At 27.3% G+C, this 19,632-nt stretch carries 25 protein-coding genes and 1 tRNA gene; 19 read left to right on the top strand and 7 right to left on the bottom strand.

Annotation, left to right across the window (positions count from 1 at the left end; translation table 11 throughout):
* Positions 1 to 36: 36 nt before the first annotated feature.
* From AVBRAN9333_RS03390 to AVBRAN9333_RS03370, 5 genes are read right to left on the bottom strand one after another with little or no spacing between them, the layout of a single operon-like run.
* Positions 37 to 795, bottom strand: a complete 759-nt coding sequence (locus tag AVBRAN9333_RS03390) for a pilus assembly FimT family protein (protein WP_214115930.1) — start codon at positions 793 to 795, stop codon at positions 37 to 39.
* A complete protein-coding gene (locus AVBRAN9333_RS03385; RefSeq protein ID WP_214115928.1) occupies positions 773 to 1,372 on the bottom strand; it encodes a pilus assembly FimT family protein in 600 nt (199 codons plus the stop codon). The genes AVBRAN9333_RS03390 and AVBRAN9333_RS03385 overlap by 23 nt, the downstream gene beginning before the upstream one ends.
* Before the next feature lie 2 nt (positions 1,373 to 1,374).
* Positions 1,375 to 2,703: a DNA repair protein RadA gene (gene radA / locus AVBRAN9333_RS03380; RefSeq protein WP_336609433.1), complete on the bottom strand. Its 1,329-nt coding sequence runs from the start codon at positions 2,701 to 2,703 to the stop codon at positions 1,375 to 1,377.
* Positions 2,696 to 3,571, bottom strand: a complete 876-nt coding sequence (gene ftsY, locus AVBRAN9333_RS03375) for a signal recognition particle-docking protein FtsY (RefSeq protein WP_214119726.1) — start codon at positions 3,569 to 3,571, stop codon at positions 2,696 to 2,698. The genes radA and ftsY overlap by 8 nt, the downstream gene beginning before the upstream one ends.
* A complete protein-coding gene (locus AVBRAN9333_RS03370) occupies positions 3,571 to 4,146 on the bottom strand; it encodes a TlpA family protein disulfide reductase (RefSeq protein WP_214115921.1) in 576 nt (191 codons plus the stop codon). The genes ftsY and AVBRAN9333_RS03370 overlap by 1 nt, the downstream gene beginning before the upstream one ends.
* Before the next feature lie 45 nt (positions 4,147 to 4,191).
* Between AVBRAN9333_RS03370 and AVBRAN9333_RS03365 the strand changes: the two genes are divergently transcribed.
* The 9 genes from AVBRAN9333_RS03365 to AVBRAN9333_RS03325 are packed head-to-tail and all read left to right on the top strand — an operon-like array spanning position 4,192 to position 10,869.
* Positions 4,192 to 4,746, top strand: a complete 555-nt coding sequence (locus AVBRAN9333_RS03365) for a 5-formyltetrahydrofolate cyclo-ligase (protein WP_214115919.1) — start codon at positions 4,192 to 4,194, stop codon at positions 4,744 to 4,746.
* On the top strand, positions 4,733 to 6,313 hold the full coding sequence (rny, locus tag AVBRAN9333_RS03360; protein WP_214115917.1) for a ribonuclease Y: 1,581 nt from the start codon (positions 4,733 to 4,735) through the stop codon (positions 6,311 to 6,313). Before AVBRAN9333_RS03365 ends, rny begins: the two co-directional genes overlap by 14 nt.
* Entirely contained in the window at positions 6,313 to 6,861 is a 549-nt protein-coding gene (locus tag AVBRAN9333_RS03355; protein WP_336609432.1) for a DedA family protein, read from the top strand. Before rny ends, AVBRAN9333_RS03355 begins: the two co-directional genes overlap by 1 nt.
* Positions 6,858 to 7,637: a DUF535 family protein gene (locus AVBRAN9333_RS03350; RefSeq protein WP_336609431.1), complete on the top strand. Its 780-nt coding sequence runs from the start codon at positions 6,858 to 6,860 to the stop codon at positions 7,635 to 7,637. The genes AVBRAN9333_RS03355 and AVBRAN9333_RS03350 overlap by 4 nt, the downstream gene beginning before the upstream one ends.
* Positions 7,638 to 7,672: 35 nt before the next feature.
* Entirely contained in the window at positions 7,673 to 7,933 is a 261-nt protein-coding gene (locus tag AVBRAN9333_RS03345; RefSeq protein ID WP_214115905.1) for an RNA-binding S4 domain-containing protein, read from the top strand.
* Complete coding sequence (gene tsaE / locus AVBRAN9333_RS03340) at positions 7,917 to 8,315, top strand: tRNA (adenosine(37)-N6)-threonylcarbamoyltransferase complex ATPase subunit type 1 TsaE (protein ID WP_336606842.1); 399 nt, start codon at positions 7,917 to 7,919, stop codon at positions 8,313 to 8,315. Before AVBRAN9333_RS03345 ends, tsaE begins: the two co-directional genes overlap by 17 nt.
* Positions 8,302 to 9,024 carry an LPS export ABC transporter ATP-binding protein gene (gene lptB, locus AVBRAN9333_RS03335; RefSeq protein WP_214115900.1) on the top strand — a complete coding sequence of 241 codons (723 nt, stop codon included), beginning with the start codon at positions 8,302 to 8,304 and terminating at the stop codon, positions 9,022 to 9,024. The genes tsaE and lptB overlap by 14 nt, the downstream gene beginning before the upstream one ends.
* Positions 9,024 to 10,250, top strand: a complete 1,227-nt coding sequence (locus AVBRAN9333_RS03330) for an RNA polymerase factor sigma-54 (RefSeq protein WP_214115898.1) — start codon at positions 9,024 to 9,026, stop codon at positions 10,248 to 10,250. Before lptB ends, AVBRAN9333_RS03330 begins: the two co-directional genes overlap by 1 nt.
* Positions 10,251 to 10,254: 4 nt before the next feature.
* Entirely contained in the window at positions 10,255 to 10,869 is a 615-nt protein-coding gene (locus AVBRAN9333_RS03325) for a YggS family pyridoxal phosphate-dependent enzyme (RefSeq protein ID WP_336609430.1), read from the top strand.
* 322 nt (positions 10,870 to 11,191) lie between these two features.
* On the opposite strand, the gene galE is transcribed toward AVBRAN9333_RS03325, so the two are convergent.
* Together galE and truD are read right to left on the bottom strand one after the other, a co-directional pair.
* Entirely contained in the window at positions 11,192 to 12,178 is a 987-nt protein-coding gene (gene galE, locus AVBRAN9333_RS03320; protein ID WP_214115893.1) for a UDP-glucose 4-epimerase GalE, read from the bottom strand.
* Positions 12,179 to 12,191: 13 nt separating this feature from the next.
* Positions 12,192 to 13,262: a tRNA pseudouridine(13) synthase TruD gene (gene truD / locus AVBRAN9333_RS03315; RefSeq protein ID WP_336609429.1), complete on the bottom strand. Its 1,071-nt coding sequence runs from the start codon at positions 13,260 to 13,262 to the stop codon at positions 12,192 to 12,194.
* 64 nt (positions 13,263 to 13,326) lie between these two features.
* Between truD and AVBRAN9333_RS03310 the strand changes: the two genes are divergently transcribed.
* The 10 genes from AVBRAN9333_RS03310 (at position 13,327) to AVBRAN9333_RS03265 (ending at position 19,632) form a co-directional block, all read left to right on the top strand.
* A complete protein-coding gene (locus AVBRAN9333_RS03310) occupies positions 13,327 to 13,953 on the top strand; it encodes a DUF5644 domain-containing protein (RefSeq protein ID WP_214115889.1) in 627 nt (208 codons plus the stop codon).
* The gene (locus AVBRAN9333_RS03305) at positions 13,950 to 14,585 is read left to right on the top strand and encodes an HdrB C-terminal domain-containing protein (RefSeq protein ID WP_239803388.1); all 636 of its coding nucleotides are present in this window, start codon (positions 13,950 to 13,952) and stop codon (positions 14,583 to 14,585) included. Before AVBRAN9333_RS03310 ends, AVBRAN9333_RS03305 begins: the two co-directional genes overlap by 4 nt.
* Positions 14,582 to 14,908 (top strand): ornithine carbamoyltransferase, encoded by a 327-nt coding sequence (locus AVBRAN9333_RS03300; protein ID WP_214115885.1) that lies wholly within the window; start codon positions 14,582 to 14,584, stop codon positions 14,906 to 14,908. Before AVBRAN9333_RS03305 ends, AVBRAN9333_RS03300 begins: the two co-directional genes overlap by 4 nt.
* On the top strand, positions 14,898 to 15,452 hold the full coding sequence (locus tag AVBRAN9333_RS03295; RefSeq protein ID WP_336609428.1) for an RsmD family RNA methyltransferase: 555 nt from the start codon (positions 14,898 to 14,900) through the stop codon (positions 15,450 to 15,452). The genes AVBRAN9333_RS03300 and AVBRAN9333_RS03295 overlap by 11 nt, the downstream gene beginning before the upstream one ends.
* Before the next feature lie 98 nt (positions 15,453 to 15,550).
* Entirely contained in the window at positions 15,551 to 15,865 is a 315-nt protein-coding gene (locus AVBRAN9333_RS03290; protein ID WP_214115881.1) for a F0F1 ATP synthase subunit C, read from the top strand.
* A 26-nt stretch (positions 15,866 to 15,891) separates the two neighbouring features.
* Positions 15,892 to 15,976 (top strand) — tRNA-Leu (locus AVBRAN9333_RS03285).
* 30 nt (positions 15,977 to 16,006) lie between these two features.
* Positions 16,007 to 16,372 (top strand): chemotaxis response regulator CheY, encoded by a 366-nt coding sequence (locus tag AVBRAN9333_RS03280; protein ID WP_214115879.1) that lies wholly within the window; start codon positions 16,007 to 16,009, stop codon positions 16,370 to 16,372.
* A 2-nt stretch (positions 16,373 to 16,374) separates the two neighbouring features.
* Positions 16,375 to 17,202 (top strand): 50S ribosomal protein L11 methyltransferase, encoded by an 828-nt coding sequence (locus AVBRAN9333_RS03275; RefSeq protein ID WP_214120017.1) that lies wholly within the window; start codon positions 16,375 to 16,377, stop codon positions 17,200 to 17,202.
* Positions 17,195 to 19,048: an ATP-dependent zinc metalloprotease FtsH gene (ftsH, locus tag AVBRAN9333_RS03270; protein WP_214115875.1), complete on the top strand. Its 1,854-nt coding sequence runs from the start codon at positions 17,195 to 17,197 to the stop codon at positions 19,046 to 19,048. Before AVBRAN9333_RS03275 ends, ftsH begins: the two co-directional genes overlap by 8 nt.
* Positions 19,045 to 19,632 carry a hypothetical protein gene (locus AVBRAN9333_RS03265; protein WP_239803389.1) on the top strand — a complete coding sequence of 196 codons (588 nt, stop codon included), beginning with the start codon at positions 19,045 to 19,047 and terminating at the stop codon, positions 19,630 to 19,632. Before ftsH ends, AVBRAN9333_RS03265 begins: the two co-directional genes overlap by 4 nt.

Raw genomic sequence — 19,632 nt, 5'->3', positions numbered from 1 at the left:
GTTAATTCTATATTTGTATTTTTATATTTTAGTAATTTATAAATTATGACAATATATAGGCTTTTTGATATTAGAAATAAGTTGTCCGTTATTATTTTTAGGAATTGTTGTAAAACCTACATTATTTATTACAATACATATTGAGTTATTTTGGTCTATATTAGTTGATTTGCTTAGTCTAATAATATATGAATTAGCTTTTATTAGATTATAAGTTTTTGATTTATTAGTATATGAACTTGCAAATAATTCTCCTAATTCATTTACCATTATTCTGTGAGTTTTTTTGTATTTATTATTTAGATTATAAAATACATCAATTTTAGTTATACCAAAGCTTTTTGTAAGATTTGTCCTTGTTGTAAGCAAATTATCATCTACGCTTATTCCTGCATATCTAGTTCCAATTAGTTTTGTTTTGTCAAATAAATCTTTTGCTAATTCATTTGCATCTGGATTTGATGAGCTAGAACCTATGCTATCGCTAAAAATACTATATCCAAATTCTTGATGATTGCATTTGTATTTGTTATATGAAGTTTTTGTATTTGCTACACAATGAAAATATATTTGCCAATATGATTTATCGTAATTTGTCGTATAATCATATACATCGTAATTTAGTGCTAAATCACGAAGTATATAAATATCTTGAGATAAACTCCTAGCTGCTAGGATTAAAGAATTTGAATTGATTTTTGATATTGCTATACTTGAGAGTATTCCAGCTACGACTAAAACTAAAACTAATTCAATTAAAGTAAAACCTTTTTTACTTACACGCAGCTCTGTCAATATGTACAAATCCAGAATATTGTTCTACATAAATACAAGCTATATCACTACCTTTTGAAATTTCTATTTTAAATCCACTTGGATTTTGATTAAAGTTTAAAGGCTCTCCTAATTCATTAAATATAATAGTATCAGTTGGTGCTGTAATACCTTTAGGGGTTGTTGATGTAGTTGGTGTAAATGTTATATTATATTTTTTAATTTTAAGAATAGCTGTTCTTGTAGCACACGCTTCATCTTTTTCAAAATCACATATTCTTTTATCAGGATTTAAAAAATCTTCAGCATATTCTGCTAAAACTGGTGTTGTTCCTTTTGAGTTATATTCAACTTTACTAATTTTATAAATCTTATTAGAAGCTATTGTAAAACGATAATATTTATTATGATAACTATTTGTTCCATCATAAGCGTCATCTCCTAACGCTAGAATTTTTGTATATCTAATATCGTTTGCAATACTTCTAGCAGCATCTATTAATTCACTTGTATGTATTTTAGAAACAGCAACCGCACTAAGTATAGCACCAACAACCATAACAACTAATAATTCAATCATAGTAAAAGCTTTTTTCATACTTACATCCATTCTAAAACTTGAGCTAACTCATTAGCTACAAAGCATTTAATACCTTTAAAATTACTTTTATTTGGAATTATAGCATTTTTAAAGCCTTGATTTTTTGCTTCATTAAGTCTAATATCAAGGCTAAAAACTTCGCAAATTCCACCATTTAAACTAAGCTCTCCAATAAATACACTCTCATTGCTTAAAACTCTATTTTTAAAGCTAGATATTATAGCAGCCGCAACTGCTAAATCAGCAGCAGTTTCGCTAACTTTTATCCCACCGCTAATATTTATAAATACATCATATCTTGCAAGTGGAATTTCTAATTTTCTCTCAAGCAAGGCTAAAATCATATCAAGTCTATTTCTATCAAATCCAGTTGCACTTCTTTTAGCATAAGCACTTTCGCATACTAAAGCCTGAACTTCAAGAGTAATTGCTCTGCTACCTTCTAAAATAATAGTTAGAGCACTTCCTGCGTGATTTTTACCTACAAATCTAGTTTTAATATTGTTTGCACTTATAAGTCCATTTTCGCTCATTTGCCAAATGCCTATTTCGCTAGTGCTTCCGAAACGATTTTTAAAGCCTCTTAAAATTCTTAATTCCTTGCTAGCATCACCTTCAAAATAAAGCACCACATCAACCATATGTTCAAGCACTCTAGGTCCTGCAATTGAGCCTTCTTTAGTGATATGTCCTATTATAAATGTGCTAATATTATTGCTTTTGCTTAGTTTCATTAGTTCAAATGTAAGCTCTCTTACTTGAGTGATTGAACCAGCACACGAACTTATATTTTCTGAATAAATGGTTTGAATACTATCTATAATTAAGACTTCATAATCATTGCTTAAAACTTCATTTTTAATATTTTCAAAACAAAGTTCTGTAAGTAAAAACAAATTATCTTCATTAGCATTTAATCTATTTGCACGAAGTTTTATTTGACTTTTACTCTCTTCAGCACTAACATAAAGGACTTTTTTGCCATTTTTTGCTAAGTTTGCAGCGGTTTTTAAGAGTAAAGTTGATTTGCCAACACCAGGAGAGCCACCTAGTAAAACTAATGAGCCTACAACAAGCCCACCACCTAAAACCAAATCAAGCTCTTTATCATAAGTTGAAAATCTATCAACTTGCTCAATTAAAACTTCTTTAATGCTAACTGCTTTGTTTGAATTTGGTTTTATTTCGTTTTTTAATACTTCAATTTGAGTTTGATTTAATTCTAAATATGAATTAAATGCCCCACATTCAGGGCATTTGCCTAAAAATCTAATTTGTTGATTACCACAAGCTTGGCATTCATAAAGGCTTGATTTTTTCTTAGCCATTGTTAAAAATTCCGTCTAAAAGAACCTTTAAATATTCATTTGCTTTAAAAGGAGCAATATCATTTGCACCTTCTCCATATCCAAAATATAAAATTGGTAGCTCTAATTCTCTTGCAATTGCAAATAATGAACCACCTTTACTTGTTCCATCAAGTTTAGTAATAATTACTCCATCAAGCTTTACTAAATCATTAAAAACTTTTGCTTGATTAATACCACTATTTCCTTGAGTTGCATCTAGGACTAGAATTTTTCTATGTGGAGCGTTTTCATAAGCACGAGATGAAATTCTTATTATTTTTTCTAGTTCATTTGCTAGATTTTTTTTATTTTCTAATCTTCCTGCTGTATCAATAATAACATTATCATAACCTTTGCTAAGTGCTTTTGTAATGGTATCAAAAGCAACTGCACTTGGGTCATGCCCTTGCTTAGTGCTTACAATATCGCAATTATTCTTACTAGCCCAAAGTTCAAGTTGCATAATTGCACCTGCTCTAAAAGTATCGCACGCTCCTAGTAAAACTTTTTTGCCTTGATTTTTATAAAAATTACTTAATTTTCCTATGGTTGTAGTCTTTCCTACTCCATTTACACCTAATATCAATTCTACAAATGGTTTATCATTAGAATTTGAATTAGGATTTTCATACATAAAATATGAGCTCATTACTCTTTCTAAATCTGCTCTTTCAACTATATCTTTAGGTGGTAAGTAGTATAAAATCTCTTCTACTATTTCATAAGTAATATCAGCATTTACTAGCATTTCTTCTAATAAATCTTTACTTATTTTTTCGTTTTTTGGTTTTACTTGATTTATAGCTTCAAGTGTTTTTGCTAAGCCTTTTTTTAAAAAATCTAACATTATTTCATAACCTTTTGAATATCAATATCAAGCATTTCTTCATAAACTGCACCTAGATAGTTGTTTATGTTTTTACCATTTTGGTCGTATAAAGCAATATATGGAATGCCGTTAATTTCTCCTAAAACTTTTAAAAATGTGTAATTATTATCACCTGTAACAATATCATAGCTAATACCATTATCCTTAATAAATTTAGCTATTTCTTCATCACTTTTATCTTCTAATAAAACACCAATAACTCTTAATCTATCTTTATATTTTAATGCTAAATCATTTAAGTGTGGAATTTCAGCCTTGCAAGGTGGGCACCAAGTAGTAAAGAAATTAAATAATATAATTTTATCATTTGAAGTAAATTCTAAGTCTTTATTATCATTATTAATTCTTTTAATTTCAAAAATCTCATCGCTATTATAAAATTTTAAAGAGAATTTAATTAGTCTATTAAAATCAGGTTCTTTTTTAACTTCAACTTGAGTAATTTGTTCGCTTTCTTCTTCTTTTTTATCTTCTTTCTTATCAAAACAAGCTGTAAAAAACAATAAAGCAACGCTTAGCAATATAGCTTTCATTTTAATTCCTTATGTAATATGCTTATAAATTTTTTAGGTTAGATTATGGATAAAAAGTTAATAAGAGAAAAATTTCATAAAGAAAATTATAAATTTTGTAAAAATTACGGAAGTTTTAGAGCTATTTTAAAAATAATATCTAAAGTTAAAACAAATAAAAAATTAAATCTTTTAATTTATATTGCAAAAGATAAAGAAATAAATCTATATAAATACAAAAGATTTTTATGTAAAAAATTCAATATTTATATTCCAAAAATGCTTAGTGATAATAGTTTAGCTTTTAATAAATTAAGGTTTCCATTAAGTGAAGTTAGATTTAAAATAAAAGAAAGCTCAAGTAAGATTGAAAATGTTAAAATTGATATTGCAATTATACCTGTTTTAGGAATTGATAAGGATTTTAGAAGAGTAGGTTTTGGCAAAGGATTTTACGATAGAACTTTTTCTAAAATTGATTATGATTTATTAATTATTTTTATTCAAAATATAAAATCCGTTACTAAAAACAAAATTTGTTTAAAATCGGATATTCAAGGCGATTTTTATATCGCAAATGGTAAAACAATAAAAAGAAAGAGAAGTTATGACATTAGTTGAAATTATATCGTTATTAGCGGTATTTATTCTAGGAGGAGCATTAGGGGTTTTAGTAGCCAAAAGAATACACGAAGCTCATTTTAAAATTCACGAAGAACAAGCAAAAGCAAAAGCAAAAGTGATTGAATATGAAGCTGAAAAAATACTAAGAAATGCTGATAAAGTTCTAGAAAATGCCAAAGCAAGTGAGGGTAAGATTGAGTTGAGTTATAAAAAATCTTATGATGAAAAGATTTTAGAACTTCAAAAAGAACACGATAAGAAAATTCTAGAAATTGAGAAAAAAGAGCAAATTCTAGCAATAAACGAACAAAAATTAGATGAATTTAAAGCAAGTATTGTAAAAAGCGAGCAAGCTGCAAATGAATTGATGGAAGAAGCAAATATGCTTAAAAAATCTTGCGAAGCAAAAATGCAAGAATTATTAAGCAGTATTGAAAATATAAGTGGTTTAACTCAAAGCGAAGCAAGAGAATTAGTAATAAATCAAGCTAAAGAAGATGCAAGAGATGAAATCGCTCATATCGTAAGAAAATGCGAAGAAGAAGCAAAATCTCAAGCAAAGGCAAAAGCAGGATATATCCTAGCACAAGCTACTACTAGATTTGCAGGTGAATATGCAAGTGAGAGATTAATTAGCGTAATAAATCTTAAAAGCGATGATTTAAAAGGAAGAATTATTGGTAAAGAAGGAAGAAATATAAAAACACTTGAAATGGTTTTAGGTGTTGATGTAATCATTGATGATACTCCAAACGCAATTATTATTAGCTCATTTAATGTTTTACGCCGTGCAATTGCTAAAAAAGTAATTGATTTGTTAATAGATGATGGAAGAATTCAGCCAGCTAGAATTGAAGAATTACACGAAAGAGTTTCAAAAGAATTTGAAGAAGAAATGTTTAATGAAGGTCAAAATATCATAATGGATTTAGGACTTACAAAAATGGCTCCTGAATTAGTAAAATTAATTGGCCGTTTAAAATATCGTGCAAGTTACGGACAAAACGCATTAGCACATAGCCTAGAAGTTGCACATTTAGCAGGAATTATCGCAGCTGAATGTGGTGGCAATACAAGACTTGCAAGGCGTGCTGGAATTTTACATGATATTGGCAAGGCTTTAACTCACGAATATGAAGGTAGCCATGTTGATTTAGGTGCTATGGTTTGTGAAAGGCACAAAGAGCATCCTGTGGTATTAAACGCTATTTTTGCTCACCATGGGCATGAAGATGCTTTAAGTATTGAAGCTGCTGCAGTTTGCACGGCTGATGTTTTAAGTGCGGCAAGACCAGGTGCTAGAAGAGAAGTTTTAGAAGCGTTTTTAAAGCGTGTTAGTGAGCTTGAAGCTATTGCAAAACAACATTCTCAAGTTAAAAAAGCTTATGCAATTAATGCTGGTCGTGAAATTAGAGTTATTGTAAATGCTAAGCTAATTAATGATGATGAAAGTGTTCTTTTAGCTAAAGAAATAGCTAGTGAAATAACAAGCAGCTTACAATTTCCAGGAGAAATTAAAGTAAATGTTATCCGTGAAACTAGAGCTGTGGAGCTAGCGAAATAATGCAAGAATTTATAGAAAAATTTGTAGAATACGGATATATTTTAGTATTTTTATACTCTTTAGGCGGCGGTATGTTAGCACTGCTTGCCTTAGGAGTGTTTGCAAGTGCTTATAATGTAAATCCTTATATTAGTATTTTAGTAGCTTTTGTGGGTAATTTTTTAGGCTCGTCAGCTTTGTTTTATTTTACTAGAGCTAGTAAAAAAGACTTTCAAAAATATCTTGTAAAACATAAAAGAAAACTAGCTCTTTTAGTAGTTTTATTTAGAAAAAATGGCTTTATTTTTACTTTAGTTTGTAAGTTTGTTTATGGGCTTAAAACCTTAGGTCCAATAGCAGCTGAGATTTCAAAATTAAGCTTTTTTAGATTTAGCATTTATAATCTAATTTCTTGTTTTATTTGGGCTATTGTGGTGTTTTATGCTGCGTTTTATTTAGGAGATAGCTTGGCTAAAACTTTTGATGAATATTCATCTTATATGCCAATTATTTTACTTGTTTTATTGATTGTAATTTTCACATATTTAAAAATAAAAGCGAAAAAATGAAAACTAAGAAATTATTAAATATTAGATTTTTTTTAAGAAAGATAATTCATTTTAAAAATCATAAATTTCTAAATCAAATTCTACTAGATTATCCGAAATTATCTAAGAAATTTAGCGAGAATTTAAAATATCACAATGATATGTTATGCAAAAAATATGGGGCTACTAATTTTACTTTTGAATATTCAAATGAATGTTTTAAAAGGGATTTAGAAATTATTACAAATAGATTTTTGGATATTTTAAGTAATGATGAGATTATTTTTAACGAATTTGATTTAAAAATTACGCTTAGCTCAAATCCTAAAGTAATTAGCGAAGGACTTTTTACAATTCATTTGCATTATAAAAATGAGCTTTTATATTCTTTAAGTTTTGTTTTATTAAATGATGCTTTATTAATCACAGCTTTACAAGGTAATTTAAATACTAAAGATGAGATAAAAGAATTTACTAAAGTTTATTTTGGCTTAAGACCGCTTAATTTTATTATATTTTTTGCTTTTATTTTTGCTGAGTTTTTAGGTATAAATAAAGTTTGCGGAGTAAAGGATAGATTTTTAGTATCAAGATTTAAACGCAATAGAAAAAGAGATGGAAGAGTATTTGTAATACCAAATTATGACGAAATATGGCAAGAAAATACAAAAATTATTAAAGAAGAAAAATCATTTTATGTATTAGAATATTTGCAAAAAGATTTAGAAGAAATACCATCAAAAAAACGCTCAATGTATAAAAAAAGATTTGAGTTCTTAAAAACGATTAAATTGTAAGCAATAATTATTCCTAACTAGCTAAAATGCTCTTTATGAGAGTAGATAAATTTTTAAATGCAGTAAATATCACAAAACGCCGTTCAATTTCACTTGATATGTGTAAAAACGGCGTAATTTGTATAAATGGAAATGTTGTTAAACCTAGTAAAGAAGTAAAAGTTGGCGATATTATAAGTCTAAATCTTTTAAACGAGCAAATTAGATTTAAGGTATTAGCTTTACCTACAACCAAAAATGTAGCTAAAGCAAAATCAAATGAATATGTGGAAAAACTAGATGATAATCAAGGCTAATTTAGATAATTTAGATTTAGTGGTAAATGAGTTTGGTGATAATGGGATTTATTTATTACAAGGCGATTTAGCTAGTGGTAAAACTACTTTAGTAAATAAAATAGCAAATAAAAAATTAAATCAAAAAGCAATTTCTCCAACTTTTAGTGTATTAAATACTTATAAAAACGATACTAATACGATTTATCATTATGATATTTATCAAAAAGGAACAAAAGCTTTTATAGAAAATGGTCTTTTTGAGAATTTGTTTAATGATGGTCTTCATTTAATTGAATGGGCTGATGATGATTTTATAAAAATATTAGAGCAATTTGCACTTGAATACAAGATTGTAAAAATTAGCACTAATAATGAAGGTAGGCTTTATGAGTTTAGTTAATTTAAAAGCGTGTGGTTTAAAAAAAAGTATAAAAAATATAGAAATTATAAAAAATGTAGATATTAGTATGGATAATTCTCAAATAGTAGGATTGTTTGGAAGTAATGGTGCAGGAAAAACTACTACATTTTATATGATTTGCGGACTTGTTAGCCCTAGTGCTGGGGATATTTTTTTAGATGATTTAAATATTACTAACGAGCCACTTCACAAACGCGCAATTCTAGGCATTGGTTATTTACCACAAGATTCAAGTGTTTTAAAAGATTTAAGTGTTTGGGAAAATATGCAAATAGCAGCAGAACTTAAAGGGCTTAAAAATATAGATGAATTAATAGAAGAAAAATTAAATCTTTTAAAGATTTATGATAGAAAAGACCGCCTTGCAAAAAGTCTTAGCGGTGGGGAGCGTCGTAGATTAGAAATAGCTAGAGCTTTAGTTTTAGAGCCTAAGTTTTTATTACTTGATGAGCCTTTTGCTGGGGTTGATCCAAAAAGTATTAATGATGTTCAAAGCATTATTAAGGATTTAAAAGATTTAAATATAGGCGTATTAATTACTGACCATAATGTCCGTGAGACCCTTAGAATTTGTGATAAAGCTTATGTTTTAGATAGTGGCAGTATTTTAGCTAGTGGAAGTGCTAAAGAAATTGCAAATAATGAAATAGTAAAAAGCAAATATTTAGGTAAAAACTTTTCTTTATAATGTTAAAAGTCCGTCAGCAAGTAAGCCAAAAGCCGAAATTATCTCAAACCCTTAGAAGCTGGTTGCCACTGCTTCAAGCTAGTAGTGATGATTTAGAAGATGAAGTAAATAATCTAGCAAAAGATAATCCTTGCATAAAAATTAGCTCAAAAAAAGAAATAAATGATAAAAAATCTAACAAAAGTATAAGACAATTATATTCTAAAGGCGGTGGTTTGATTGAAGAATTAAATATCGCTAAAAAAAGCATATATGATGATTTAGAATTACAGCTTAATAAGACTTTATTTCCTACTCAAAAATCTCAAGAAATTGCAAGAATTATTATAAGTTGTCTTGATGAGAATGGATATTTTGTATATGATGAAAATATTTGTTTAGGATATTTATTAGAAGATATAGAAAAAGTTAGAAAAAGATTTTGCTACCTTGAGCCTTTAGGAGTTGGTGCGATTAATTATATTGAAGCTTTAGAGTTTTGCTTATTGAATGCGAATTTAGAAAATGAATTATTTTTATTATGCAAAAAACTCATAAATGATTTAGATAATTTATCAAAATATACTAAAAATCCTTTATATAAAGACGCAATAAGAATTATAAAAAGCTTTAATTTACCGCCTTTTATTGATGATTTAGAAGATAGCAAAGAGATTATCCCTGATATTTATATCTTAAATGAGAATGGAAAATTAGAAATAATTATCAATGATGATTATTATCCGCAGATTGAAATTCAAGACTATAAAGAGTTAAAAGAACAAGTAAAAAATGCTAAAAATTTAGTAGATGCTTTAGAGATGAGAAAGGCGACTTTAAAAAAACTTGCCTTAATGATAGTTGAATATCAATATGATTATTTTTTAGGTGGAGATATTAAGCCATTAAAAATGCAGGATTTAGCAACCGAACTTGATAGAAATACTAGCACAATTAGCCGCGCAATAGCTAATAAATACATTAGCTCAAATCGTGGGATAATAGCTATTAAAGACTTTTTTGCAGCAGAATTAAACGATGGCACAAGTAATAAAACCATCAAAGAATTTGTAAGCGAATTAATCAAAAATGAAAATCACTTAAAACCTTTAAGCGATCAATTAATTTTAGAAAAAATAGAAAAAGAATTTAATGTAAAAATAGTAAGAAGAACTATCACAAAATATAGAAAATTACTAGATATTCCAAGCTCAAGCGAGAGAAAAAAATTATATTCATTAAGGTAGAAAAATGACTTATTTAGAACTAAAAGAAAAATATAAAGATATAAGAATTATAGCGGTTAGTAAATACACAACAGATGAGAAAATAATGGCTTTACATAAATTAGGGCAAATTGAATTTGGCGAAAACAAAGTACAAGATTTAGCTAGAAAAAAAGCTGAATTATCAAGTGATATTAATTGGCATTTCATAGGAAATTTGCAAAAAAATAAAGCTAATTTACTTATAAAAACAAAGCCTATTATGTGGCAAAGTTGCATTAATTTAGACCTTGCAAAATATGTTGATGCTAGACTTGATTATGAGCTAGATACTTTGCTTGAGATAAATGTGGCTAACGAAGATAGCAAGGCTGGTATTAATCCAAGTAAAGCGATTGATGAGTATTTAGCGATTAAACAAAATTGTAAATTCATAAAGCCTGTAGGGGTTATGTGTATAGGTGCTATGAGCGATGATATTAAGCAAATTATTAAGAGTTTTGATTTGTGTTATAAGATTTATGATGAGCTTAAAAAAGATGGAGCTAAGATTTGCTCTATGGGTATGAGTAGTGATTATGAAATAGCTATTAAAAGTGGAGCAAATATGATACGCTTAGGCAGCGTGCTATTTAATTAATAAAATAAATTTTCATTTTATAAGATAAGTTTTTATAGTTGTAGTTATCTTAATTTTTATATAAAATATTATTAAATAATAAGAGCTATTTTAAGATATTATTTTTTAGTTTTATATAAAGTTTTGATTTTAAATTCCAAAATCTTTAATATCGTAAATATTGTTTATTGCAAATACAAAATAAAATATATAAAAGCTCTAAAATATCTTTATATTTAAAATATTGAAATTAACAATATAATACCAATTTGCCTTTTATTTTAAAGTATTATCTCCTATTTTAAATTCTTAAAATGTATTGAATTTAAAATAGGAATTGAGTTTATATTTTTAACTCCCATTCATAAGCGCTTTTGCAAATTAATTCAAGGTTGTCGTTACTATATTTCCAGTCTGTTAAAGAAGTTATTTTTTTATTAGATGCTACAAGTGAGCTAGGATCTCCTGTGCGTCTATCTGCCATTTCTACTTTAAAATCATTACCACTGATTTTTTTCATAATATCAATTACTTCTTTTACGCTAGTTCCTTTTGAGTACCCAACATTAAAGGCTTGACTTGTTTTTTGGTTTTTTAAATATTTTAATGCTTCAATATGTGCGATAGCCAAGTCATCAACGTGTATATAATCCCTTACGCAAGTTCCATCAGGGGTATTATAATCATTACCATATAAATACATTTTATCTCTTTTATTAGCAGCACATTCAGCAGCTATTTTTATAAGTAAGCTAGATTTACTAAATTGACCTAAAGGTGCAATTAGGCTTGCTCCTGCAACATTAAAGTATCTTAATGCTATGAAATTAAATTCTTTCTTAGCATTTGATAAATCATTTAATATATATTCGCCTATTAGTTTTGTTAAACCATAAGGATTTATAGGATTTTTTGGAGTATCTTCTGTGATTAATTCATTAGTTTTTGGTTCTCCATAAGTTGCAGCAGAACTTGAGAAAATAAAATTATTAATATCGTATTTTTCACAAATTTTTAATAAATTAATCATATTTGATACATTATTATCATGATATTTTAATGGATTTTGCGTGCTTTCAAATACGCTAGTATTAGCTGCAAAATGCACTACACAATCTATTTTATTATTGGTTACTATTTGTTCTAGTAGTTCTAAATTTCCAAAATTTCCTTCGTAGAATTTAAAATTATCAAATTTATTTAACACTTCTAAAGCCCTTGCATTTCCAGTGCTAATATTATCAATACCTATAACTTTATAATTATTCTTTAAAAAATGATAACTTGTAATTGAGCCAATATAACCTGCTGCACCTGTAATTAAAATCATTCTTCGTTCCTTTCTAAATATGTATTATTTCATCAAGCACGACTGTTGCGTATGAGCCTTTTTGTAGGCTAAATTCAAGGCTAAGTTGTGCTAATTCTTCATTATAGTTAATTTTTTCATCATTTGTGTAAGTCCATAAATATCTTCTTGAACCATTTTGAGTTTTTAATAAATCAAAATAATCCTTATATATGCTATTTTCAATTTCACCTAAAAAACCTTCATTTAATTTAGGCTTATTTCCTAGTATCAATCCAGAAGGGCTAATATCCCTTGCTAAAAATCTTTTTAAACCATCTTCTAAATTCTCATTAAATACCTTGCCGTAAGGATAATGCTCATATATTTCATTATCAAATAATTTAAAAAATTGTTCTTGTTTTTTTAGATTTTCAACTAAAGTTTTATCCTTATAAAGTGCTAATAATTCTTGTTTAGAAAAATCATTGCTAAATCTTGAAATTTCTATTCTTTTTGATAAATATGTGTTGAATAATTCGCTTTGAAATGCAGAAATTAAAAAGTTATTTAATTTATTATTTTTAAATTTTAATTCGTTTTTTAATATTTCTAAGCCTGTTTTTGCATTATCATTATCTTTGCCAAAACGCTGATAGCCATAATAATTAGGAAAGCCATTTTCTTTAATATTTGTAAAAATTTGCTCAATCTTTAAGGCGTCAATTTTATTAACTTTTTTTAATCTTATAAAAAATGAATTACCTTTTAAATGTCCGATTTTTAATTTATTATTGTGTAAAAAAGTATCAATAATTTTACATTTTTCATGAGAAAATTTAGCTAATTCTTTCTCGTATTTTTTAGGCATTGAAATGTATTGAAATGTAAGTCCTTGCTTGTCTTTAAGACCTGCGTAACCAAAATCTTTTGCTTTAATTCCTGTTGCTGCACTTAAATCTTTTAAAAGTTCATTTGTGCTTAAATCTTTCTTTTGTATATGTAAAATCAAATGCTCTCCAGAGCCACTAAATTCGTATAATGGTATTTCACGCACTACGAAATCGCTAGAATTTTTTGAAAAATAAACATTGATTTTTGAATGAGTGTTTGCTCTTAAATACATATTAAATCCTTTTAATAATTTATAACATTTTTTTGATATAAATTAGTAAAAAAGGAATTTTGTTATGAGAAGTTTTATTTTAAGAGTATTTAGATTTGATGCTAGTAGAGATTATGAGTTTTACTATAAGCCATATGAGATTAATTTAAAAGACATTAACGATAGTTCTACACTTTACGATGTTTTAGGGTTAGTAAAACAACAAGATAGATATTTTAATATGCCAGATTGTAATGAATTTGTAAGGATTGAAAATAAAGTTTTATCACTTAATACAAACATAAATGAACTTATTAAAAAATTTGGAAATGATTTTTGTGTAAGTGCAATTGATTTAAAAAGAGCAAAGCTTGATTTAATGTGTGATGATAGTGATTTTATAAAAGTTTTTGATTATTTTAAAAATATTTGCAATGCAGATGATTATAAAGATTATTTAACTTATAAATTTTTATATTATGCAAGTGATATTCGTGAATATAATGATGAATTTTTAGGTGATAGTGCGTTTGTGTTTGCAAATAAATTATTAGAAAAATATCCTAATAAAAGAAAAGATATTTTAGATATTGTTTTTGATAAGGAAAAAGGAATTGAGTATAGTGTAAGCTTAAAACCATTTTTATATAGTGATTATGAAAAATATGAAGAAATTAAAAATTCTTTAAAACATCAAAAGGAGATTAGATGATAACTTTAATAAATGATGATTTTAATTTTTCTAATTTATTAAAAGGTGATTATAGAAAAACCTATGTAAAAACACCTAGTTTTATGAGTGAATATAAAGCAGATGAATATAAAAAAGAATTTGATTCTTGTTTAGGAGAGATGAATTTAATCTGCGATACTAGTATTTTAGATTATGCAAAGAAAAATTATAAAAATGCTTCATGTGTTATTCAAGATTTACAAAATATAGAAATTAAAAACGATTTTAATGGTTTTAATGTAGCTGTTTATCGTGGTTTTACCATTGATTTATTTTTACATTTTTTAAAAAAGACTAAGGCAAAATTAATAAATTATGAAACTCAAGAATTTGAAAATGGTTTTAGATTTTTAGAATTTGATAAGCAAATAGCTTATAAAAAAGCAGCTAAGATAGTTTTAGATGCTTATGATAGCGGTGCTGATTTTTTAGTAGTTGGCGATAGTTTAAGCTTTAAAATGTTTGATACTTTAAGTGGCGAATTACAAAAAGTATCTAATAGAGATTTTAGTGATTTTTATATTTTACATATGGCTGAGTTTATAAGTTTAGCTAATGGTAATATTCCAGCTAGTCTTAAAGACCATAAATTAAAGGTTAGTTTGGTATGAAAATAGCCATTGCGTGCAAAGATATTTTATTAGAAAAGACTTTAATATTATTTTTACAAGATTATTTAGCAAATAAAAAAGATTGCGATTTTTTAATCACTGATGAAAAATTAATGCACGCAAAAAAACCACAATTTATAATAGGTTTTAATAATGCACATTTAAAATTGCCTTTTAGTAAAGAGCAATTAATTGATGCTTTATATGAGTTTTCAAGCACAATAAATCAAGATGATAATAAGGTTTTAAGTTTTGAAGAAAAACTTGATAAATTACTTAATAAATTTAAATATGATTTACTTCAATTAATGTATGAAAAATAATGTTTTAAGAGTTCAGAGCGGTTTTTTAAAAGGTAAAATTTTAGAAAATCCATCAAAAGATACTACAAGAGCTACAAAAAGTATAGTTAAGTCTTGTGTTTTTAATGTTTTAAGAGATGAATTAAGGGAATATGTTTTTATAGAAGCATTTGGCGGTAGTGCTAGTATGGCGATTGAAGCTATTAGTAATTATGCTAAAAAGGCGTTTGCTATTGAGATTGATAAATTAGCGTATAAAAGTGCTTTAAAAAATACAAAAGATTTAAATATAGAAGTTTTAAATGACGATACTTTTAAAGCTTTACCTAATATTATTGCTAAATTACAAAATGAAAAAACTATTCTTTATTTAGATCCGCCATTTGATATTAGAGATGGTTTTAGCGATGTATATTTGAAAATCAAGAATTTGTATGAGAATTTAGATTGTGATATTATCATTATAGAGCATTCTAGCAAGGTTGAATTTGCATCTTTAAAATATACCTTATTTAAGGTAAAAAAATTCGGCAACACAACTCTTAGTTTTTTTACTAGGTCTTAATTTATTTACTTTAGCTTAATAGAATATAGAGCATAATTTTTTTAGTAGGGATACGCAAGCCGAAAGGAAAATTATATATATTTTTATTAGGAGATTTTATGAAAAAGTTTTTATTAGTTTTACTTGCTTTTTCTAGTGTTGCTTTTGCTGCAGAAACTGAAATCGGTAGCGAGTTATTAAAAGCTTGTTCTGTTTTAGCTGCTGGTATTGGCTTAGGTGTTGCTGCACTTGGTGGTGCTATTGGTATGGGTCATGCTGCTGCTGCGACTATTGCAGGAACTGCTAGAAACCCTAGTTTAGGTGGTAAATTATCAACAACTATGTTTATTGCTATTGCGTTAATTGAAGCACAAGTAATTTATGCTCTAGTTATTGGATTAGTATTATTATACGCTAACCCATTTTTAGGATAATTTTAGGCTACTTTTGTAGCCTTTTTGCGTTTATGGTGGAATTGGTAGACACGCTATCTTGAGGGGGTAGTGCCAACAGGTGTGCGAGTTCAAGTCTCGCTAAACGCACCATGAAAAATAATATTACAAAAGGATTTTGAAGTGAAATTATTAGTAGTAGATGATAGCTCTACAATGAGAAGAATTATTAAAAATACTTTACAAAGATTAGGTCATGAGGATGTTTTAGAAGCTGAACATGGCGTGGAAGCTTGGGGATTGTTATGTGCAAATAGCGATATTGATGTTTTAATAACAGATTGGAATATGCCTGAAATGAATGGTCTTGAACTTGTTAAAAAAGTAAGAGCTGAAGCTAAATATGCAGATATGCCAATCATCATGGTAACTACTGAAGGTGGTAAAGCAGAAGTTATTACAGCATTAAAAGCTGGTGTTAATAACTATATAGTAAAACCTTTTACTCCACAAGTATTAAAAGAAAAATTAGAAGATGTTTTAGGATAATTATGCGTAATACTTATCAAGAATTAGTTATTAAAACAAATAATTTGGAGTTTATTAGTGATTTTGTATTTGCGTTTGATGTTGATGCAATTGAAGAAAAAAATGATGAATTAATTGTAAGAAGTGATAATAATCTTGATGATTTAGTTTTTGCGTTAGGCGAGTTAAAACAAAAACTTAATGATGCTAATTTAAATATTAATCTTACTTATGAACTTTGTGAAAAAGAGAATAAGGATTGGATTAATGAATATAAGAAAAATATAAAGCCAATTTTAATAGATAATATATATATACATACTACTTGGCAAGAGCCTAAAGCAGGCTATGTAAATCTAAAAATAGATCCAGCTTTAGCTTTTGGCTCAGGTCATCATGAAAGCACAAATTCTTGTGTAGAATTTTTGCAAAAATATTATAAAGGTTGCAAAACAGGTCTTGATGTAGGATGTGGTAGTGGAATTTTGTCTTTAGTTATGGCTAATTATGGTATTAGTGTTGATTCTTGTGATACTGATGAATTAGCAATTATGAGTACTAAAAATAATTTTGAGTTAAATAATCTTAAAATTAATAATATTTGGCAAGGTTCTTGTGATAAAGCCAAAAAGAAATATGATTTAGTAGTAGCAAATATAATTGCCGATGTGATATTAATTATTAAAAATGATTTGATAAAAAGTCTTAATGAGAACGGAGTTTTAATTCTTTCTGGTATTTTAAATACTTATTCTGAAAGGATTAAAAGTCAATTTTCTTCACTAACTTTAGTTGATGAGAAAATAAAAGGAGATTGGCTAACTTTAGTTTATAAGGTGAAAAATGAATAATAATGAAAATAAGAATTCTAATAAAAATCCAATAGTTATATTTTTAATTTTTTCACTATTGGTATTTGGTGGGTTTTCTTTATTTTTTGAAGAAGGTGGAATAGCTGATAATGGAAATAAAATAAGTTATTCTGACTTTAAGAAAAAAATAGAGACAGGTGAAATAACAAAAGTTCAAATAGGACAAACTCAAATAAAAGGTAGCGGGCTTAACTCTAGTTATACTGCAAACTTAGTAAGAGATTCAAATCTTACTACTTTACTTGATAGTAAAAATGTAAATTACACATCTTATTCTGAAAATAACTTTTTATCTAATTTATTATTTACTTGGATAATTCCAATTTTTATATTTTTTGCTATTTGGGGATTTATTACAAACAGAATGCAAAAGAAAATGGGTGGCGGAATTTTAGGAATTGGAAACTCAAAAAAATTAGTAAATTCTGAAAAACCAAAAGTAAAATTTGATGATGTAGCAGGTGTAGAAGAAGCAAAAGAAGAAGTAAAGGAAATAGTAGATTTTCTAAAATATCCAGAAAGATATATTAAATTAGGTGCTAAAATTCCAAAAGGTTTATTGTTAGTTGGACCTCCAGGCACAGGTAAAACTCTTTTAGCAAAAGCAGTTGCAGGTGAAGCCGATGTTCCATTTTTTAGTGTTTCGGGTTCAAGTTTTATAGAAATGTTTGTAGGTGTTGGCGCTAGTCGTGTTAGAGATTTATTTGAAAACGCTAAAAAAGAAGCTCCGGCAATTATTTTTATAGATGAAATTGATGCTATTGGTAAATCTCGTGCAGCAGGTTCACATATGGGCGGGCACGATGAAAGGGAACAAACTTTAAATCAGCTTTTAGCTGAAATGGATGGGTTTGGTTCAGAAAGCCCTGTAATTGTATTAGCAGCTACAAATAGACCTGAAGTGCTAGATGCAGCATTACTTAGACCGGGTCGTTTTGATAGACAAGTTTTAGTTGATAAGCCAGATTTTAAAGGAAGATGCGATATTTTAAGCGTTCATATGAAAGATGTAAAAATTGCTAAAGAAGTTAAAGTTGAAGATATTGCAAGACTTACGGCAGGACTTGCTGGAGCTGATTTGGCAAATATAATAAATGAAGCTGCATTACTTGCAGGAAGAAATAATAAAAAAGAAGTAGAGCAAGGCGATTTAACTGAAGCAGTTGAAAGAGCTATTGCAGGACTTGAGAAAAAATCAAGAAGAATAAGTGATAAAGAGAAAAAAATTGTAACATATCATGAGTGTGGACATGCTTTAATAGCAGAGACAACAAAAGGTGCTAAAAAAGTTACAAAAGTTTCTGTTATTCCTAGAGGTTTAGCAGCGCTTGGTTATACTTTAAATACTCCTGAAGAAAATAAATTCTTAATGCAAAGACACGAGTTGATTGCAGAAGTTGATGTTCTTTTAGGTGGTCGTGCAGCTGAGCATGTATTTATTAAAGAGATTTCAACAGGTGCTAGTAATGATTTAGAAAGAGCAACCGATATTATAAAAGCAATGGTTTCTATGTATGGTATGAGTGATATTGCTGGGCTTATGGTTTTAGAAAAACAAAGAAATCAATTCTTAGGTGGTGGTCAAACTATCAAGGATTATTCAGATGATATGGCTCATAAATTAGATGAATATGTTAAAAACTTACTTGATGAGAGATTTAAATCTGTTGTTGCTACTTTAGAACAATATAGTGGAGCAATTGAAACAATGGTTGAAAAACTTTATGAAAAAGAAGTAATAGAAGGTAGTGAAGTAAGAGAAATAATTAAAAATTATGAAATAGAAAATAATTTTGAAACTAGATTAAGTGAGATAGAAAAATGAATTTAATAGCAAATTGTGGAAAAAAGATAATATTAATTGCTTGGATAATATTTATATTATTTACTTTAATATTTTCTTTTTCTTGTTTGTTATTTTTAATTTTAGTATTACTACATTTATTTTATAAAAGGGTTGAGAGAGAAATAACTGATTATGATAATAATACTATAGTAAGTCCAATTGATGCAAAGGTAGTTGGAATATATGTTGATGAAGATAATAAAAATATAGTATTAACTTTAGAAAAAAATTATTTTAGCTTATTTTTAAATTCTTCAGAAATTAGAAGTGTGATAAAGTCTGAAGATATTTATAAAAAGCAATTTAATGGTTTAAAATATAATGATAATTTTTATTCAAATGCTACTGAAATAGTATTTAATAAAGATATTTCATTAATTTTAAAACCTGCTAGGTATTGTGTAAATTCTTTTTATGACATAAAAAAAGCTTTTAAAGGTCAAAGAATTGGATTTTTTTCAACAGGATTAGTTGATATAAAATTACCATATAATTGCACTTTATTAGTTGGAATGCACGATAAAATCTTAGCTAATGCAGATATTGCAAAGATTGGAGAATAA

The sequence above is a fragment of the Campylobacter sp. RM9333 genome (genome assembly GCF_020137705.1).
Classification (GTDB): domain Bacteria; phylum Campylobacterota; class Campylobacteria; order Campylobacterales; family Campylobacteraceae; genus Campylobacter_E.
Note: the sequence above shows the minus strand (reverse complement) of the source record. Positions and strands in the feature narration are given on the sequence as shown.

What these genes read in the sequence shown, in the direction of transcription:
- rny (WP_214115917.1), top strand. Translation starts at nt 4,733, where the DNA reads ATGACATTAGTTGAAATTATATCGTTATTAGCGGTATTTATTCTAGGA.
- AVBRAN9333_RS03275 (WP_214120017.1), top strand. Translation starts at nt 16,375, where the DNA reads ATGCGTAATACTTATCAAGAATTAGTTATTAAAACAAATAATTTGGAG.
- AVBRAN9333_RS03365 (WP_214115919.1), top strand. Translation starts at nt 4,192, where the DNA reads ATGGATAAAAAGTTAATAAGAGAAAAATTTCATAAAGAAAATTATAAA.
- AVBRAN9333_RS03300 (WP_214115885.1), top strand. Translation starts at nt 14,582, where the DNA reads ATGAAAATAGCCATTGCGTGCAAAGATATTTTATTAGAAAAGACTTTA.
- ftsH (WP_214115875.1), top strand. Translation starts at nt 17,195, where the DNA reads ATGAATAATAATGAAAATAAGAATTCTAATAAAAATCCAATAGTTATA.
- AVBRAN9333_RS03310 (WP_214115889.1), top strand. Translation starts at nt 13,327, where the DNA reads ATGAGAAGTTTTATTTTAAGAGTATTTAGATTTGATGCTAGTAGAGAT.
- AVBRAN9333_RS03295 (WP_336609428.1), top strand. Translation starts at nt 14,898, where the DNA reads ATGAAAAATAATGTTTTAAGAGTTCAGAGCGGTTTTTTAAAAGGTAAA.
- lptB (WP_214115900.1), top strand. Translation starts at nt 8,302, where the DNA reads ATGAGTTTAGTTAATTTAAAAGCGTGTGGTTTAAAAAAAAGTATAAAA.
- AVBRAN9333_RS03370 (WP_214115921.1), bottom strand. Translation starts at nt 4,146, where the DNA reads ATGAAAGCTATATTGCTAAGCGTTGCTTTATTGTTTTTTACAGCTTGT.
- radA (WP_336609433.1), bottom strand. Translation starts at nt 2,703, where the DNA reads ATGGCTAAGAAAAAATCAAGCCTTTATGAATGCCAAGCTTGTGGTAAT.
- AVBRAN9333_RS03330 (WP_214115898.1), top strand. Translation starts at nt 9,024, where the DNA reads ATGTTAAAAGTCCGTCAGCAAGTAAGCCAAAAGCCGAAATTATCTCAA.
- AVBRAN9333_RS03385 (WP_214115928.1), bottom strand. Translation starts at nt 1,372, where the DNA reads ATGAAAAAAGCTTTTACTATGATTGAATTATTAGTTGTTATGGTTGTT.
- truD (WP_336609429.1), bottom strand. Translation starts at nt 13,262, where the DNA reads ATGTATTTAAGAGCAAACACTCATTCAAAAATCAATGTTTATTTTTCA.
- tsaE (WP_336606842.1), top strand. Translation starts at nt 7,917, where the DNA reads ATGATAATCAAGGCTAATTTAGATAATTTAGATTTAGTGGTAAATGAG.
- ftsY (WP_214119726.1), bottom strand. Translation starts at nt 3,571, where the DNA reads ATGTTAGATTTTTTAAAAAAAGGCTTAGCAAAAACACTTGAAGCTATA.
- AVBRAN9333_RS03325 (WP_336609430.1), top strand. Translation starts at nt 10,255, where the DNA reads ATGACTTATTTAGAACTAAAAGAAAAATATAAAGATATAAGAATTATA.
- AVBRAN9333_RS03265 (WP_239803389.1), top strand. Translation starts at nt 19,045, where the DNA reads ATGAATTTAATAGCAAATTGTGGAAAAAAGATAATATTAATTGCTTGG.
- galE (WP_214115893.1), bottom strand. Translation starts at nt 12,178, where the DNA reads ATGATTTTAATTACAGGTGCAGCAGGTTATATTGGCTCAATTACAAGT.
- AVBRAN9333_RS03355 (WP_336609432.1), top strand. Translation starts at nt 6,313, where the DNA reads ATGCAAGAATTTATAGAAAAATTTGTAGAATACGGATATATTTTAGTA.
- AVBRAN9333_RS03345 (WP_214115905.1), top strand. Translation starts at nt 7,673, where the DNA reads ATGAGAGTAGATAAATTTTTAAATGCAGTAAATATCACAAAACGCCGT.
- AVBRAN9333_RS03290 (WP_214115881.1), top strand. Translation starts at nt 15,551, where the DNA reads ATGAAAAAGTTTTTATTAGTTTTACTTGCTTTTTCTAGTGTTGCTTTT.
- AVBRAN9333_RS03350 (WP_336609431.1), top strand. Translation starts at nt 6,858, where the DNA reads ATGAAAACTAAGAAATTATTAAATATTAGATTTTTTTTAAGAAAGATA.
- AVBRAN9333_RS03305 (WP_239803388.1), top strand. Translation starts at nt 13,950, where the DNA reads ATGATAACTTTAATAAATGATGATTTTAATTTTTCTAATTTATTAAAA.